The organism is Synechococcus sp. FACHB-909, assembly GCF_014698945.1.
Taxonomy (GTDB): Bacteria; Cyanobacteriota; Cyanobacteriia; order PCC-6307; family Cyanobiaceae; genus Cyanobium.
This window is the reverse complement of sequence record NZ_JACJTY010000005.1, coordinates 52,821-66,923: the sequence shown is the minus strand read 5'-3', so window position 1 is coordinate 66,923 and position 14,103 is coordinate 52,821. Positions and strand designations below refer to the sequence as shown.

Below are 14,103 nucleotides of genomic sequence, written 5' to 3'. Positions count from 1 at the left end.
CAGGTGGCCGCATTATCGATGATCAGGTTCCGTCCGTGCTGGCGAGGGTGATCTGAACCCGCTCGATGCGGGGGCCGTCCATGGTGAGAACGTCGATGCGGACGCCCTGCCAGCGGAGACCCTCCCCGGGGGAAGGGATGTGCTGGAGCCGTTCCAGAACGAAGCCGGCCAGGGTGTGGTGGCCGTCCGCCTCGGGCAGCTGCAGACCCAGCTGGCGGTTGAGCTCGACGATCTCCAGGTCCCCCGCCGCCGACCAGCTGCCGTCGACGAGGGGCAGCAGGTCCTGGGCCGTCTCCAGGGGGTTCTCGTCCTCACCGACGATCTCGCCGGTGAGGTCGGCCACGGTGACCAGCCCCTCCGTGCCGCCGTGTTCATCCACCACCACCAGCAGGGGCTGGCCGCTGCGGATCAGCGGCAGAAGATCGGCCAGGGAGGCGCTTTCCTGCACCTGGGCCACCGGCAGGATCCAGGGGGCCAGGGCCGTGTCGGGGTGCAGCTGGCCCCGGGCGATCGGCTCGGCCAGCCGCCGCAGGTCGAGCATGCCGCGCACGTCGTCGAGGGAGCTGCCGATCACCGGGAAGCGGGCGTGCTGGCTGGCATGCACCGCTTCCATCATCTGGGCGAAGGTGACATCCAGCGGCAGGGTGACCATGCCGGAGCGCGGCATCATCACCTCGCGCACCAGCGTGTCCCGCAGGGAGAACACCCCCTCGAGGATGCTGCGCTCGTCGGGCATCAGGCCGGTGACGCTGCCGCTCTCGATGAGCGTCTCCAGCTCACCGGCCGACAGCACCGGCACCAGCTCATCCCAGTTGCGCGGCAGGCCCAGCAGCCGCAGCAGCCCGCCGCTGAAGCGCTCGATCACCAGAAGCAGCGGCGCCAGGGTGCGGGTGAGGGACTCCAGCAGCGGCGCCAGCCGCAGGGCCGAGCCCTCGGGACGGTGCAGCACCCAGGCCTTGGGCACCAGACCGCCCAGGAGGGTGGCCAGCAGGGCCAGCACCAGGAAGACCCCGGCATCGATCCAGGCCTGCTCGCCCCTGCCCATCCAGCCGGCCACCTGCTCCGCCAGGCCCCGGGCCAGCCAGCCCATGGCCAGCAGCGCCAGCACCAGGCCCAGCTGGGTGGCCACCAGGACGCTGCGCATCCGGTGCTGAAGCCGGGCCACGGAACGGGCTCCGGGCTCCTCCGCCTCTTCGAGCTGCTGGACGCGGCTGGGCCGCAGACGGATCAACGCAAGCTCCCCGGCAGCGAAGAAGGCCAGCAGGGCCAACAGGATCGCCAGAACCAGGAAGCGCATCGGTGGGGTGTCGTGGCTGAAGGTTAGGCCCCGCGGCCCGGCTCAGCCTTCGCCGCCCTCACCGCCCTCGCCACCGTCACCGTCCTTGTCGCCGTCCTTGTCGCCGTCCTTGCCGGCCCCATCCGGCGCCCCGGGGGCCGGCCGTTCCTCGGCCGGGGCGCTGATGCCGTTCTCGCCGCCCTCCTGGTCCTTCGCTTCGGGGGCCTGGGCGCAGCCCATCGTGGCCGTGATCAGGCCGGTGGTGACCAGGAACAGGGCGATGCTGGATCGGGCCATGGCATGCACCGTGGTGGGGTGGGGGGAGAATTGTGGCGCAGCGGACAGCCGGTGAATGCAGTTCCGTCTCGAACCCCTGCTGAGTGCCGGTCAGGTCGACGAGCTGCGGCAGGCCCTGCTGGCGGAGGACGTCCCCTGGCGGGACGGGGCCGAAACGGCCGGATGGCACGCCCGGGCCGTGAAGCGCAACCGCCAGCTGGACCCGGGGTCCTCCCTGCACCAGACCCTCGCCTCCGCCCTCAGCGACCGCCTGCTCCAGCATCCGCTGCTCCAGGCGGCGGCCCTGCCGGTGCGGCTGCACAACCTGCGCTTCAGCCGCTGCGGCGTCGGCGAGGGCTACGGCCGTCACGTCGACAATGCCTTCATGGCCGGCGGCCGCTCCGACCTCTCCTTCACCCTGTTCCTGAGCGAACCCGATCAGTACGACGGTGGCGCCCTGGTGCTGGAGGATCCGGGCGGTGAGAGCCCCCTGCGCCTGCCCGCCGGCCATGCCCTGGTGTATCCGAGCTCCCTGCTGCATCGGGTGGAGCCGGTGACGCGGGGTGAACGGCTGGTGGCCGTGGGCTGGATCCAGAGCAGGGTGCGCCGCAGCGACCGGCGCGAACTGCTGTTCGAGCTCGACACCGCCCGGCGCGCCCTCTTCCAGGAGCAGGGCAAGGACGAGATCTTCGATCTGCTCAGCCGCAGCTACGCCAACCTGCTGAGGATGTGGGGCGAGTGAGGCGGATGGGGGTCGCGAGGATCGAACTCGCCTAAGGCGAATTATGAGTTCGCTGCATTCACCAGATTGCTAGACCCCCGGGGGACGGGCCACCGGCTGGGCGGAGGCGTCACCAGAGGCCCCGGATCGGCGGGGTCCAGGTGGTGGCAGCCGACGGCCGGACGTAGGTGGGGGTGGCGGCCCCAGCCCCGAGGCTGGTGCTGAAGCCGTTGGTGATGTCGGCGGTGCGCTGGGGCATCAGACCGCTCTGATCGGTCAGCATCACCGACGCGGTGTTCTCGATGGCGGTTCCGTCCCAGATGATGTTCTGGTCGGGGAAACCGAAGGCGACGATCCTGCCGCCATCGCGGCCGGGGATCGAGAGACCGAGGGGATCGGTGATCTGGTGGAGCAGGTTGACGCCCTGGGCGAAGGGAGCCGAAAAGCTGTAGAAGCGCTGCTCCATCAGCTCGGGGGCGGAGCGCGTCACGCCGCAGCGGGTGACCTCCACCGGCCCCGTGCCGGCCGAGCCGGGGATGGGGGCTTCGAGGGTGGTGGTGCACAGGACCGGGCCGGCCAGGGCGGGGGCCAGGACAACCAGGGGCAGCAGGGCTGTGACGCCGGCAGCGAGGCGGGCCGACAGGCGGGCTGTGAGACGGGCGGCGAGGGGGGCAGGCACTGCCAGGATCGGTGCTGTCATGGGGTCTACAGGCCCAGCCTCGGGGCGATATGTGCGCAGGTTAGCGACCTCTGACGCTCTCGCCCATCCATGGCCCGCCGCAACGCGCCTCCCCAACGCCGCTTCCCCAACGTCCATGGTCTCCCTGCCCTCCAGCCCCAGCCAACAGCGTTCCGCCCTGCTCGCCCTGCTGGCGGAGCGGGCCTACCGGCTGGGTGACTTCACCCTGGCCTCGGGGCGCCGCAGCCCGCACTACGTCAACTGCAAGCCGGTGAGCCTGAGCGGCATCGGCCTGGCCCTGCTGGGCCGCCTCATGCTGGAGCTGGTGGAAGACGAAGCCGCCGCGGTGGCGGGGCTCACCCTGGGGGCCGATCCGCTGGTGAGCGCGGTGGCCCTGCAGGCCGCCCTGGCCGGCCGCGACCTCGATGCGTTGATCGTGCGCAAGGAGGCCAAGGGCCATGGCACCGGCGCCTGGCTCGAAGGCCCCCTGCCGCCGGCCGGGAGCCGGATCACGGTCCTGGAGGACGTGGTCACCACCGGCGGCTCGGCCCTCAAGGCCGTGGCCCAGCTGCAGGAGGCGGGCTACGCCGTGGAGCGGGTGGTGGCGATCGTCGATCGCCAGGAGGGGGGTGCCGAGGCGATGGAGGAAGCGGGCCTCGACCTTCGCAGCCTGTTCCTGCTCGAGGAGGTGGCCGCCACGGCCGCTGGGCTGGACGGCGCGGCAGGCTGAGCCCCGCGACAGGCTGAACCCCGCGACGCGCTCTGCCATGGCCCCCTCCCCCGACCCGACACCGGCTGCGGCCGATCCCTGGCAGTGGACGCCGCCGCAGGGGAGCCGCTGGTCGCGGCCGGTGGGCCTGCTGCGGCTCGACGGTCCCGACACCCTGCGGGTGCTGCACGGCCAGACCAGCCAGGCCCTCGAAGGGGCCCGCCCGGGCCAGTGGCTCGGCACCTGCTGCATCAGCCCCACGGCCCGGCTGCGGGCGGTGGCGGAGGTGCTGGTGGATGACGCCGGGGCCTGGCTGGTGATCGTCGACGGGGATGCCGGGGCCGTGCGCACCGCCCTCGACCGGGTGCTGTTCCCCGCCGACAAGGTGCGGCTGGGTCCGGTGACGGCGGCCGTCCTGCACCAGCCGCTGGGGGCACCGGAGCCGGAGGCCCTGCCGGCCGGCACCTGGGCGCCGCTCGAGGGCTCGCCGGGCTGGCGGCTGGGGGAGGCCCTGCTGCTTCCGGCCGAGACTCCCTTGCCCCCCGCACTGGCCGCCCGGCGCCCCCTGGAACCCCAGGAGGCGGAACGCTGGCGACTCCAGCAGGGCCTGCCGGCGGCGCCGGGGGAGATCAACGAGGAGATCAACCCCTTCGAGCTGGGGCTGGCGGGGCGGGTGAGCCTGAGCAAGGGCTGCTACGTGGGCCAGGAGACCCTGGCCAAGCTGGCCACCTACGACGGGGTGAAGCAGCAGCTGCGCCGCTGGTGGGCTTCGGCTGTCCCCGACGGGGCCGTCGCAGTCAGCACACCCCTGCAGGACGGGGCCGGGGGCCGCGCCGGGGTGATCACCTCCAGCCTGGAACTGCCCGGTGACGGGGGCTGGATCGGCCTGGCCCTGGTGCGCAAGGCCTGGCTGCCGGAGAGCCAGCTGCTGGCCGGGGCGGCCCCGGGCGTGCCCCTGGGCCTGTCGCTGCCGGAGGCGTTTCAGCCGCCGCCGCTGGGGCCGGGGGGCAAGGCCGCGTCCTGATCGAGCAGCCAGCGGACCACCGCCCAGGTGGCCAGGCTGTCGTCCTGGTTGTAGCGGAAGATCCGCTGCAGCTTGCGGCCCAGGGCCCGCCGGCTCGGACGCCGCGGGCCGCCGGAGCCCTCACGCCACTGGCGCCACCACAGCAGGCAGCGGGCGCCGTCGACCCCCTTCTGGCTCCAGGTGAAGCCCCGCCAACTGGCGACGGCCTTGAGCCCGTAGCTGTTGACCGGCAGCAGCCAGTGGCGCCGCAGCCGCTGGTGCACGTCCACCAGCCGGGCCCGCAACCGCTCCCGCTCCCGCTCGCTGGCCCCCTGGCGCTCGGCCAGCCGCAGCAGGGCGACCGACTCGGTCTCGCCGTAGTGCAGCACGGGCCAGTCGGGGTAACGGGCCAGCAGCGTGCTCAGGCGCCGCCAGAGCAGGGCCTCGCCGTGCTCCTGCAGGGCGAGCAGGGGCTGGTAGCTCCCCAGGTCCTCCCCCGGCCCGGGCGCGCCGGGCCAGAGGCCGTCCGCGCCGCGCTCCAGCCGCACCAGGCCATGGAGGAAGTCGTCGCGGGCATCGGGGTCGGATTCGATGTCGTAGAGCAGCACCCCGGGCGCCGCCGCGAGCTCCGGTAGGGCAGGGCCGGCCCCATCGCCGCTGCGTCGGGGGGTGCCCTGCTGCTGCACCCTGGCCTGGGCCACCAGCTTGGGGGCCACCTCGCGGTGCTGCTCGCTGTGGACGGCCAGGTCCTCGGCCAGCCGCTCCGGGTCGGCCGCCGCCAGCTGGTCGAGGCTGGTGATGCCCAGCTCCAGCAGCAGCTCGCGGCGCTTGCCGCCGATGCCGCTCACCTCGCTGAGGTGCCCCTCGGCGGCCGCGACCCGATCGCAGGCGCCGCGCCAGCTGCAGAGGGTGCATTTCTTGCGGTCGCTGACCAGGGGCGGCGGCTCGCTGCGGGCCAGGTCGAGGGCCAGGCGCTCCAGGCTCTCGTCGAGCTGGCGCTGCAGGGAAGAGCCGAGGGCGAGCCGTTCCCGCTCCAGCCCCCGGTCGGCGCCGGCCACCACCAGCCCATGGGGCACGGGGGCCCGCTGGTGCTCCTCCAGCAGCCGCCCCCACAGGGCCAGCTGCAGGCGGTGCTCCCGGGTGAGGCGCCGGCCCTGGCGGGCCAGCACCGGCCGGTAGCTGTGGGCGCCCCAGCGGCTGGGCTCCTCGACCCGCTCCAGCAGGCTCGGGTGGGCCTCCAGGCGCAGGCCCCGGGGGCCCGTTCCCGCGAGCCTGAGCCCCACCACACCGGGCGCCCCGTCGCGGCAGGCGGCCTCCCCGTGGCCGGGGCGCTGGGGCAGCAGGCTCTGGAAGCTGCGCAGCTGGTCATCGAGGGCCAGGGCGCGGTGGGCACTCCACTGCCGCTCCTGGGGCGCACCGTGGCGATCGAGCCAGGCCCGCCGCCGGCAGCGCACCCAGCTGCGCAGCAGGCGGTCGGTGAGGACGGGGGATCCGGGGGAGGCGGCGTCCGGGGTCTGGGGCATGGGATGCAGGCTAGGGGGACCGGTGGCCTGCCATCAGGCCGGCACCCGCCCCAGCCATCCGGAGCGGCCGGCCTGCTACGACCGGCCTGCCCCTCCATCGCCTCCGCGCCGCCCATGGCCTCCGCCCCCCTGCCCCTCGAGGCCGGACCGATCCTCTTCGGCACCGATGGCTGGCGGGGCATCCTCGGGGTGGACATCACCATGGAGCGGCTGCTGCCGGTGGCCGCCGCCGCCGCCCGGGAACTGGCCGCCAGCGCCCCGGAGGGCCTCGCCAGCCGGGAGGTGGTGATCGGCTACGACCGGCGCTTCCTGGCCCCGGAGCTGGCCGAGGCCATCGCCGCCGCCGTGAGGGGGGCCGATCTGGTGCCCCTGCTGGCGGCCACCCCCGTGCCCACCCCGGCCTGCAGCTGGGCGGTGGTGGAGCGCAGGGCCCTGGGCGCGCTCGTCATCACAGCCAGCCACAACCCGCCGGAATGGCTGGGCCTCAAGATCAAGGGACCCTTCGGCGGCTCGGTGGAGGGGGACTTCACCGCCCGGGTGGAGCGGCGCCTGGCGGCCGGGGGCCTGACGGTGCCGATCCCCGGCGACACCGAACGTTTCGATGCCATGGGCACCTACCTGGCGGGTCTCGGCGCCAAGGTCGACGCCGCGGCCCTGGTGGAGGGCCTGGCCGCCGCCGGCCTGCAGGTGATCGTGGACCCGATGCACGGCTCGGCCGCCGGCGGACTGCCGGCCCTGCTGGGGGAGGCGGGGGGGGCCGCGGGCGTGATCCGGGAGATCCGGGGGGAGCGGGATCCCCTGTTCGGCGGCCACCCGCCCGAACCCCTGGCCCCCTACCTGGAGCAGCTGATCGCCGAGGTGCGCCAGGCCACGGCGTCCGGCCGGCCGGCGGTGGGCATCGTCTTCGATGGCGACGGTGACCGCATCGCCGCGGTGGACGAGCAGGGCCGCTTCTGCAGCACCCAGCTGCTGATGCCCCTGCTGATCGACCACCTGGCCCGGGCCCGCGGGCTGGGGGGCCGTGTCGTCAAGACCGTGAGCGGCTCCGACTTGATGGCCCTGGTGGCGGCCGACCTGGGCCGGGAGGTGATCGAGATGCCGGTGGGGTTCAAGTACATCGCCGCCGAGATGCTCAGCAGCGAGGTGCTGGTGGGGGGAGAGGAATCGGGCGGGGTGGGCTTCGGCATCCATCTGCCGGAGCGGGATGCCCTGTTCGCAGCCCTGCTGCTGATCGAGGCCCTGGTGGAAGGGGGACTGCCCCTCGGGGCCCGGCTGGCGGCCCTGCAGGAGCGCTGCGGTGGCGCCAGCGTCTACGACCGCCTCGACCTGCGCCTGCCGGACATGGCCAGCCGCCGCCGGCTGGAGGCCCTGCTGGCCCAGGATCCGCCGCAGCAGGTGGCCGGAGCGACGGTGCTGGAGGTGAACCGCACCGATGGCGTCAAGCTGCGGATGGGCCCCAGCCACTGGCTGATGCTGCGCTTCTCCGGCACCGAGCCCCTGCTGCGGCTCTACTGCGAAGCCCCCGACGCCGACCGGGTGCAGGCGGTGCTGGCCTGGGCCCGCCAGCTGGCGGAGAGCATCTGATGGCCGCCCCATCGGAGCCCGGGGTGGCGCCCACCGTGCTGGTGATCGCCAGCGGCAACGCCGGCAAGATCCGGGAGTTCTCCCACCTGCTGGCCTCCCTGCCCCTGGAGGTGCGGCCCCAGCCGGAGGGCCTGGAGGTGGAGGAAACGGGCACCACGTTCGCCGCCAATGCCCGCCTGAAGGCCGAGGCGGTGGCCCGGGCGACCGGCCACTGGGCCCTGGCCGACGACTCGGGCCTGGCGGTGGCGGCCCTGGGCGGCGCCCCCGGGGTCCATTCGGCCCGCTACGCCGACAGCGACCCCGCCCGGATCGCCCGCCTGCTGCGGGAGCTGGGGGATGCGGACCAGGCGCGCTGCGCTCAGGGCCTGGGGCCGGACCGCCGGGCGGCCTTCGTGGCCGCCCTGGCCGTGGCCGACCCGAGCGGCGCGATCCGCCTGGAGGTGGAGGGCCGCTGCGACGGAGAGATCCTGGAGTCCCCGCGGGGCAGCGGCGGCTTCGGCTACGACCCGGTGTTCCTCGTGCCGGAGGCGGGCCTCAGCTACGCGGAGATGGACAAGGGCCTCAAGGGCCAACTCGGTCACCGGGGGCGTGCCTTCAGTCGGCTGGCGCCGGGACTGAGGGAGCTGCTGGGCAGGACTGGAGCAACACCGACAGATCCTTAGCGGGCTGCGGGGGGGCGGGAGCGGGCCTCCAGCACCGCCTCCAGGGCCTGGGCGATCGCCGCAGCCCGTTGATCCCAGGTGCATCCCATGGCGAAGCGATGGCGCTCTTCCGCGCGGCCGTCATCGAAGCCGGTGGCGGCCAGGTTCTTGAGGGTGGCCGTAAGCGCCTGGCCATCGGCGCAGTGATAAGCCAGAGAGGGAGTTTCAGCGATCTGGGCGCAGGTGCCGGTGTAGAGAATCGGCTGACCGGTGGGTAGCTGGGAGAAGAAGCGGACGGGGCTGCTGCAGGGGTTGATGTCATCGTCGGTGAGGGGCAGCAAGGCCGCGTCGAGGGTGGCGAAATAGGGCTGAAGCGTCTCGTAGGGCAGGGCGCCAAGAAAGCGGCAGCGTGGGCTGCTCTGCAATTCAGCAAGACCGGGAACTTCCCTGTAGACGGGCCCGATGAAGAGCCAGCGCAAGGCTGGAAGGGCATCATGGGCTGCCAGGATTGGCAGTAGATCGACGCGTGAACTGATGACCCCAATGACGCCAATCAATGGCCGAAAGTCTTCCGATAACCGGTCAGGCAACCTCTGCCTTTCTGAGGGGATGGACGGTGGAAGCCACGAGCCAGGAAAGCCGTTGGGAATGACATGGACAGAGGGGAGCTGAAATCCGCATCGTCGCTGCAGAGCATCGACAATTCCTCGGGAAACGGCGAACACAAGATCGACATGCTTCGCGACAAACACCTCCTGGTCCAATCGAATAAAGGGATAGGCGGCATAGTTATCAAAGACATGATACGCAACAACAGGAGCTAGCCGTCGGTAGTGGATAGCAAATGGCCAGAAAGATGGATTGGCGATGATGACGACGTCACCACGGCCGTAGAACTTTTCAAGACGATGGCCCACCAAAGGAGCCAAAAGTCGGACGAGCCAGCGACGGTGGGAAAAGGCACCGCGCGGCAGCTCGCATCGGCCCCTGCGCCATGGCAGCGCGAACGGGATCCAGCCGGCCAGCGTCAGGGCAGGGGAGATGACGGTGACATCACAAAACCCACGCAAGGCCTCAAAGCATGCAAGCCGAGATGGGCCCACCAGACCGACCACAAAAACACGGCGAAGCGGAGATGTCGAATTGCTGCCGTCACCTCGCGGCGAATACCCCTGTCCTGATTGGAGCGCAGGCTGCTGATTCCTGGCCGATTGAGCCGATTGAATCATACTTACCAATGCCCGCCAGAATCGCCATTCATTGCGATCCTAACCTGACGTCCAAGGATTGACAATGAGATTTTCGGAAGAGTGTTGGGCGCGGATATCTTTCTTCGGCACCAAAGACAACATTCCGCGAGCGGGCTCGCCGCATTGCCAGGCGAAGCCTTCAGAGTAACTGCAGAGAAAGCAACACACTGGCAGTCATCAGCAGAAGGGATGCACAGAACGCCCGAACCGAACATTTCATGATAAATTCCACTGGATAAGCCCGGCAAACGAGGGTATCGCCAACCCCGTAAACCTTGTCGAAAAGCAGCTTAAGCAGTCAGGTAGCCGAATCAGCGTTGCAACGGCCATGATGTCAACCCTTGCCAACCTTGTCCGTCTACCCCGGGCCATCCTTCGTCGGCTCTGGGCATCGCTCTGGAGAGCCAGCCAGGAACAGTCCCATGGATATAAGTTTCTCCTGACTATCTACACGATGCATGCATACGCGTACCTTGGAGAATTGGTACGCCGAAAAAAGAAGCTCAACTCTAGTGACCCGCCCTGCGAACAGGTGATCTTCAACGCTGTACGACTCCAAGCTACGAACCGTGGCCCTGCAGCAGGCATCGGACCTAAAGATCGCGTTCTCCACGCCGATGCTGAATCCATTCAGGGTCAGATAATCATCCAGGACGGAGTGCTCGTCAATAGCGGAGATTCCATTCTTCATCACGGGCACTACCTTTGTGGGAGATGGCGTGAGCGCTCAGATGGTCATACCATTGAGTCCACAGAGATTGATTATCACAATGAGGCCCAGCTTCGTGATGACATTCATGGTGAGTCCGTCATCATCAATGGACGCTCTCTGTGCCTCACTGGGCCGTGGAGCGACAATTACTATCACTGGCTATTTCAGTACCTTCCAATTCTGAGAATCGCTGGCGAATGCATCCGCATGGATGAGATCGACAATGTTCTCGTCAAAGGTCCGATCAAGCCATTTCAATCCGAGTCACTATCTCTCCTAGGCATCCCCCCCCAGAAAATCATCGGGATCAGCCCAGGCAAGAACTACTTGGCCGAAGAACTTGTGTTGACCACCATACCCTGTGCAAATCGCACCTACACTCCATGGGCCATTGACTTCCTGCGTCAGCTTCGAAAACCACAGACGACTCCTTCATCGCCGATCTTTTTTGATCGTCACTTCCCTGCCACGAGAAGAATAGTGAACGCGGAGGAGGTTTATTCTGTTCTAGAGAGCTATGGAATTCAATGCATCGATTGTGGCTCCCTTTCCTTTTCTGATCAGGTTCGCCTTGCTTCCTCCGCAAATCTCCTGCTAGGTATTCACGGTGCCAGCCTCGCCAATGCGGTATTCAGCGCGCCCGGCACAACCCTTTTGGAGCTGACTCCTCGAAACTACTCTCCTCCCTATTTCAGTGGTCTTGCAAAAGTATGCCAACTGAATTACGCTCGAGTCATGGGTAGAGAGCCTGGGCCGCTATCCACTTGGGTACCCATTAAGCGTGCGGACATCATTGTCCCCATAGACATCCTCAGATTAAAGCTTGAACGATTTTTCCACCCATGCTAGAGACATATGATCACAATCGATTTAGTCGACAGCTCCATGCACCTCCAGTGGCCACTAAAATGTCATTCGCGGGACTCATCGTTCAATGACTCCTCCATTGATCAGAAGGCGCATCAGCCCAGCTGAGCCTGGCTCCAACTCTGATCGTCGTGTGCTTGTAATCTCTCCGATTGGGTGCGGACCACCGCATAGCGGAAACAGAACAAGATTACAAACCCTTCTGCAAGAATTCAGGCGCATGGGGCTGGAGGTGCATTTTGCCTGGGCTCAGATTCCAGATGAAACAACCTGGGCACGACTTTCTCCCGAGGCAAGGGAGGTAACTCACACGTTTGTTGACCAATGGGCCCAGGACTTTCTTTGGAATGAACGAACGGCCAACAGATGGAGTGTGACTCTCAGCAAAGCCAGACACCTTCTACTACGACTTACTCGCAGAGGCCGGGAAAGACACAGCCAAGGAATTCACCGTCTGGATGGGTGGTTTCATCCCGACTGGACGAAACAGGCCAAGAGGCTTCAGAAGCAACAGAACTACACGCGAGTTGTTGCCGCCTATGTGTTCGCATCTGGCTTTTTGGACGCTTTTCCGGCGAGAACATTAAAGATTCTCGATTGCCACGACATCTTCACCTGCAGAAACGATATCGCAAGCAATGAAGAATCAAAGTCCTGGTGGTACTCCATTTACAAAGCAGACGAACGCAGAGGCCTCCTCAGAGCCAACCATATTCTGGGAATTCAACACGAAGAATCCGAATTCTTTGCCAGGCTTACCCATGGCAAGCGGTCCGTCTTCACCGTGGGACATTTCACAGACATCCGCCCATTGGATTTTCTTCCAGACGCCATCAGCACCTTTGGCTACATTGCCTCCGACAGCTCGGCCAATCTGGAAAGTCTGCATTGGTTTTTGCGCGACGTCTGGCCGCTCATCAGAGCCAAGCAACCCAATGCTGTTTTCTTGATTGCAGGTTCTGCCGGCAATGAAATCCCTGAAAGTGCAAGCGTGAAGCCCGTTGGGAATGTTCCATCACTGTCCCAATTCTATTCACAGATCCTCTTCGCTATCAATCCCATACGCCTGGGAACTGGCTTGAAGATCAAGACGGTTGAAGCTTTGTCATTCGGACGCTCCGTCGTTTCAACAACATGCGGCTCCAGCGGTCTTGATGCTTATCATGGCCAAGGAATTCTGATCGCAAATTCAAAGGAAGAGTTTGCCGAGGGCGTGATCTCCAGACTTGCGGATCCGATCGCAGCTATGAAGGATGGTTCGCTGGCGACAAAAACAGCGGAGTCAATCAACATGCAATCAAGAGAAGCACTTGCTCAGGCTCTTGGGCTGGACCGTTCCAGCATGGATCGCTAGTGCGCTTGTCAGCGCACCTCCAAGTCCCCCACCGCCGGCCGCCATCCCTGCAGCTGCCAGTGGGCGCAACCGGCGATCACCATCGGATCCTGCAGCACCAGGGCGAGGGCGGCTGCATGGTCGGGGGCCTCGAGCAGCAGCAGGCCGCCGCCGCCGGGCCGCCCCTGGTCGTCCACCAGATACCCGCTGCTGATCCTGCAGCCCTCCAAGCGCAGCCGCTCTACCCAGAGGCGGTGCTCCTGCAGGTGAGCAATCACCGCATCATGGGGGAGCCGGAAGGTCTCGGTCTTGATGAACCAGGCCATGGCAGGAACGGAACGAGAGATCAGGCTCCGGGCCGCGCTCCGGAATGGAGTAGGACAGAGAGAGTCAGTAGTCGATGGTCCCATGTCCAAATCCCAGCTCAACGCTTTCCTCGCCAAGGTGGCCGCCGATCCGGCCCTCAAGGCCCGTGTGGATGCAGCCGCCGACGCCGATGCCGTGGTCGCCATCGCCCTTTCCGAAGGTCATCTCTTCTCCCCCGCCACCTTCACCCGTTTCTCGCGCGGCTGAGGCCGGCGCGGTCCTGTCACGGCTGGACGATGGGGGAGACGATGCAGGGGCGGAGCGGGGTGAACCGAGCCAGCGCGTGGCTGCTTTCAGGGGCGTCCCTGGCCTCCCATCCTCCGGCCAGCCGCGGCATCCCCAGGATCATCCACCAGACCTTCAGCACCAGGAGCCGGATGCCGGCCGTGCTGGAACAGAACTGCCGCGCGATCGAAGCCCTCAACCCGGACTTCAGCTATCGCTTCTACGACGATCACGATCGTGAGCGCTTCATCGGCGACACCTACGGCGAGGCGATCCTGGCCCGCTATCAGCGAATCGATCCTGCCTACGGTGCCGCCCGGGCCGATCTGTTCCGCTATCTGTGCATCTACCACTTCGGCGGTGTCTATCTGGACGTCAAGGTCGGCGTCACCCGGCCGCTCTCCGAGGGGCTGCGCGACGATGATGCCTTCCTGCTGAGCCAGTGGGACCATGGGGCCGGCAGTCCCCATGCCGGCTGGGGCACCCACCGGCGACTGGCCGGAATCCCGGGCGGCGAATTCCAGCAGTGGCACGTCATCGCCTCTCCGGGCCATCCGTATCTGGCCGCCGTGATCGCTGCGGTACTCAGCAACATCGATCGCTTCAATCCCTTCGCCTTCACCAATCCCTGGGAGGCGGTGATCTGCACCACCGGCCCGGTCGTCTACACCCAGAGCATCCACCGGATCCTGGCGGCCCATCCCCACCGGCGCCTGGTCGGCAGCGAGGAGATCGGTCTGCAGTACAGCGTCTTCGATGGCTCGGCAGACCCGAACGCCCATCGTCGGCTCTACAAGGATTACCGGAAGGCCGAAACCCCGCTGGTTCGCCAGCCCTTTCCCCTCTCCCTGCTCTGGCCCCTGCTCAACCTGACCCGCAAGGTGGCGCGCCGGGTCCGAGGGCTGCTGCGGCGCTGATCCTTCAGCCGCCGGCAGATT

15 protein-coding genes and 1 tRNA gene are annotated in these 14,103 nt (G+C 67.5%); 9 read left to right on the top strand and 7 right to left on the bottom strand.

What is annotated here, in order from left to right:
* Positions 1–22: 22 nt before the first annotated feature.
* Positions 23–1,297 (bottom strand): hemolysin family protein, encoded by a 1,275-nt coding sequence (locus tag H6G99_RS09310; RefSeq protein WP_094584397.1) that lies wholly within the window; start codon positions 1,295–1,297, stop codon positions 23–25.
* A gap of 42 nt (positions 1,298–1,339) precedes the next feature.
* Positions 1,340–1,573 carry a hypothetical protein gene (locus tag H6G99_RS09305; protein WP_190611210.1) on the bottom strand — a complete coding sequence of 78 codons (234 nt, stop codon included), beginning with the start codon at positions 1,571–1,573 and terminating at the stop codon, positions 1,340–1,342.
* Positions 1,574–1,628: 55 nt separating this feature from the next.
* Between H6G99_RS09305 and H6G99_RS09300 the strand changes: the two genes are divergently transcribed.
* The gene (locus H6G99_RS09300; protein WP_190611209.1) at positions 1,629–2,294 is read left to right on the top strand and encodes a Fe2+-dependent dioxygenase; all 666 of its coding nucleotides are present in this window, start codon (positions 1,629–1,631) and stop codon (positions 2,292–2,294) included.
* 6 nt (positions 2,295–2,300) lie between these two features.
* On the opposite strand, the gene H6G99_RS09295 is transcribed toward H6G99_RS09300, so the two are convergent.
* Positions 2,301–2,373 (bottom strand) — tRNA-Ile (locus H6G99_RS09295).
* A 30-nt stretch (positions 2,374–2,403) separates the two neighbouring features.
* Positions 2,404–2,973, bottom strand: coding sequence for an Occludin/ELL family protein (locus H6G99_RS09290; RefSeq protein WP_094584394.1), 570 nt, complete (start codon positions 2,971–2,973; stop codon positions 2,404–2,406).
* A 115-nt stretch (positions 2,974–3,088) separates the two neighbouring features.
* Here H6G99_RS09290 and pyrE point away from each other — a divergent pair, with 115 nt between their 5' ends.
* Both pyrE and ygfZ read left to right on the top strand, forming a co-directional pair.
* Positions 3,089–3,682, top strand: a complete 594-nt coding sequence (pyrE, locus tag H6G99_RS09285) for an orotate phosphoribosyltransferase (protein ID WP_190611208.1) — start codon at positions 3,089–3,091, stop codon at positions 3,680–3,682.
* Between the two features lie 37 nt (positions 3,683–3,719).
* Positions 3,720–4,685: a CAF17-like 4Fe-4S cluster assembly/insertion protein YgfZ gene (ygfZ, locus tag H6G99_RS09280; RefSeq protein ID WP_190611207.1), complete on the top strand. Its 966-nt coding sequence runs from the start codon at positions 3,720–3,722 to the stop codon at positions 4,683–4,685.
* Here the strand turns inward: ygfZ and H6G99_RS09275 are convergent.
* Positions 4,643–6,187 (bottom strand): TM0106 family RecB-like putative nuclease, encoded by a 1,545-nt coding sequence (locus H6G99_RS09275; protein ID WP_190611205.1) that lies wholly within the window; start codon positions 6,185–6,187, stop codon positions 4,643–4,645. The two genes, ygfZ and H6G99_RS09275, sit on opposite strands and share 43 nt — an antisense overlap.
* A 114-nt stretch (positions 6,188–6,301) precedes the next feature.
* On the opposite strand from H6G99_RS09275, the gene H6G99_RS09270 reads away from it, so the two are divergent.
* Both H6G99_RS09270 and rdgB read left to right on the top strand, forming a co-directional pair.
* The gene (locus tag H6G99_RS09270) at positions 6,302–7,771 is read left to right on the top strand and encodes a phosphohexomutase domain-containing protein (RefSeq protein WP_094584390.1); all 1,470 of its coding nucleotides are present in this window, start codon (positions 6,302–6,304) and stop codon (positions 7,769–7,771) included.
* The gene (rdgB, locus tag H6G99_RS09265) at positions 7,771–8,433 is read left to right on the top strand and encodes an RdgB/HAM1 family non-canonical purine NTP pyrophosphatase (RefSeq protein ID WP_190611204.1); all 663 of its coding nucleotides are present in this window, start codon (positions 7,771–7,773) and stop codon (positions 8,431–8,433) included. The genes H6G99_RS09270 and rdgB overlap by 1 nt, the downstream gene beginning before the upstream one ends.
* Here the strand turns inward: rdgB and H6G99_RS09260 are convergent.
* Complete coding sequence (locus tag H6G99_RS09260) at positions 8,430–9,482, bottom strand: glycosyltransferase (protein WP_190611202.1); 1,053 nt, start codon at positions 9,480–9,482, stop codon at positions 8,430–8,432. The two genes, rdgB and H6G99_RS09260, sit on opposite strands and share 4 nt — an antisense overlap.
* A 634-nt stretch (positions 9,483–10,116) precedes the next feature.
* Here H6G99_RS09260 and H6G99_RS09255 point away from each other — a divergent pair.
* Positions 10,117–11,223 (top strand): glycosyltransferase family 61 protein, encoded by a 1,107-nt coding sequence (locus tag H6G99_RS09255; RefSeq protein ID WP_158219491.1) that lies wholly within the window; start codon positions 10,117–10,119, stop codon positions 11,221–11,223.
* Between the two features lie 238 nt (positions 11,224–11,461).
* Entirely contained in the window at positions 11,462–12,595 is a 1,134-nt protein-coding gene (locus tag H6G99_RS09250; RefSeq protein ID WP_158219490.1) for a glycosyltransferase, read from the top strand.
* Positions 12,596–12,603: 8 nt separating this feature from the next.
* Here H6G99_RS09250 and H6G99_RS09245 read toward each other — a convergent pair whose 3' ends face one another.
* On the bottom strand, positions 12,604–12,900 hold the full coding sequence (locus tag H6G99_RS09245; protein WP_094584385.1) for a YciI family protein: 297 nt from the start codon (positions 12,898–12,900) through the stop codon (positions 12,604–12,606).
* Between the two features lie 82 nt (positions 12,901–12,982).
* Between H6G99_RS09245 and H6G99_RS09240 the strand changes: the two genes are divergently transcribed.
* Together H6G99_RS09240 and H6G99_RS09235 are read left to right on the top strand one after the other, a co-directional pair.
* Complete coding sequence (locus H6G99_RS09240; protein WP_094584384.1) at positions 12,983–13,147, top strand: Nif11-like leader peptide family RiPP precursor; 165 nt, start codon at positions 12,983–12,985, stop codon at positions 13,145–13,147.
* Positions 13,148–13,206: 59 nt separating this feature from the next.
* Complete coding sequence (locus H6G99_RS09235) at positions 13,207–14,082, top strand: glycosyltransferase family 32 protein (RefSeq protein WP_158219489.1); 876 nt, start codon at positions 13,207–13,209, stop codon at positions 14,080–14,082.
* Positions 14,083–14,103 lie beyond the last annotated feature (21 nt).

Excerpts from the sequence above, each read along its gene's own strand:
- H6G99_RS09310 (WP_094584397.1), bottom strand. The coding sequence starts at position 1,297 with ATGCGCTTCCTGGTTCTGGCGATCCTGTTGGCCCTGCTGGCCTTCTTC.
- H6G99_RS09245 (WP_094584385.1), bottom strand. The coding sequence starts at position 12,900 with ATGGCCTGGTTCATCAAGACCGAGACCTTCCGGCTCCCCCATGATGCG.
- H6G99_RS09305 (WP_190611210.1), bottom strand. The coding sequence starts at position 1,573 with ATGGCCCGATCCAGCATCGCCCTGTTCCTGGTCACCACCGGCCTGATC.
- ygfZ (WP_190611207.1), top strand. The coding sequence starts at position 3,720 with ATGGCCCCCTCCCCCGACCCGACACCGGCTGCGGCCGATCCCTGGCAG.
- H6G99_RS09255 (WP_158219491.1), top strand. The coding sequence starts at position 10,117 with ATGCATGCATACGCGTACCTTGGAGAATTGGTACGCCGAAAAAAGAAG.
- H6G99_RS09300 (WP_190611209.1), top strand. The coding sequence starts at position 1,629 with ATGCAGTTCCGTCTCGAACCCCTGCTGAGTGCCGGTCAGGTCGACGAG.
- rdgB (WP_190611204.1), top strand. The coding sequence starts at position 7,771 with ATGGCCGCCCCATCGGAGCCCGGGGTGGCGCCCACCGTGCTGGTGATC.
- H6G99_RS09290 (WP_094584394.1), bottom strand. The coding sequence starts at position 2,973 with ATGACAGCACCGATCCTGGCAGTGCCTGCCCCCCTCGCCGCCCGTCTC.
- H6G99_RS09275 (WP_190611205.1), bottom strand. The coding sequence starts at position 6,187 with ATGCCCCAGACCCCGGACGCCGCCTCCCCCGGATCCCCCGTCCTCACC.
- pyrE (WP_190611208.1), top strand. The coding sequence starts at position 3,089 with ATGGTCTCCCTGCCCTCCAGCCCCAGCCAACAGCGTTCCGCCCTGCTC.
- H6G99_RS09250 (WP_158219490.1), top strand. The coding sequence starts at position 11,462 with ATGGGGCTGGAGGTGCATTTTGCCTGGGCTCAGATTCCAGATGAAACA.
- H6G99_RS09240 (WP_094584384.1), top strand. The coding sequence starts at position 12,983 with ATGTCCAAATCCCAGCTCAACGCTTTCCTCGCCAAGGTGGCCGCCGAT.
- H6G99_RS09270 (WP_094584390.1), top strand. The coding sequence starts at position 6,302 with ATGGCCTCCGCCCCCCTGCCCCTCGAGGCCGGACCGATCCTCTTCGGC.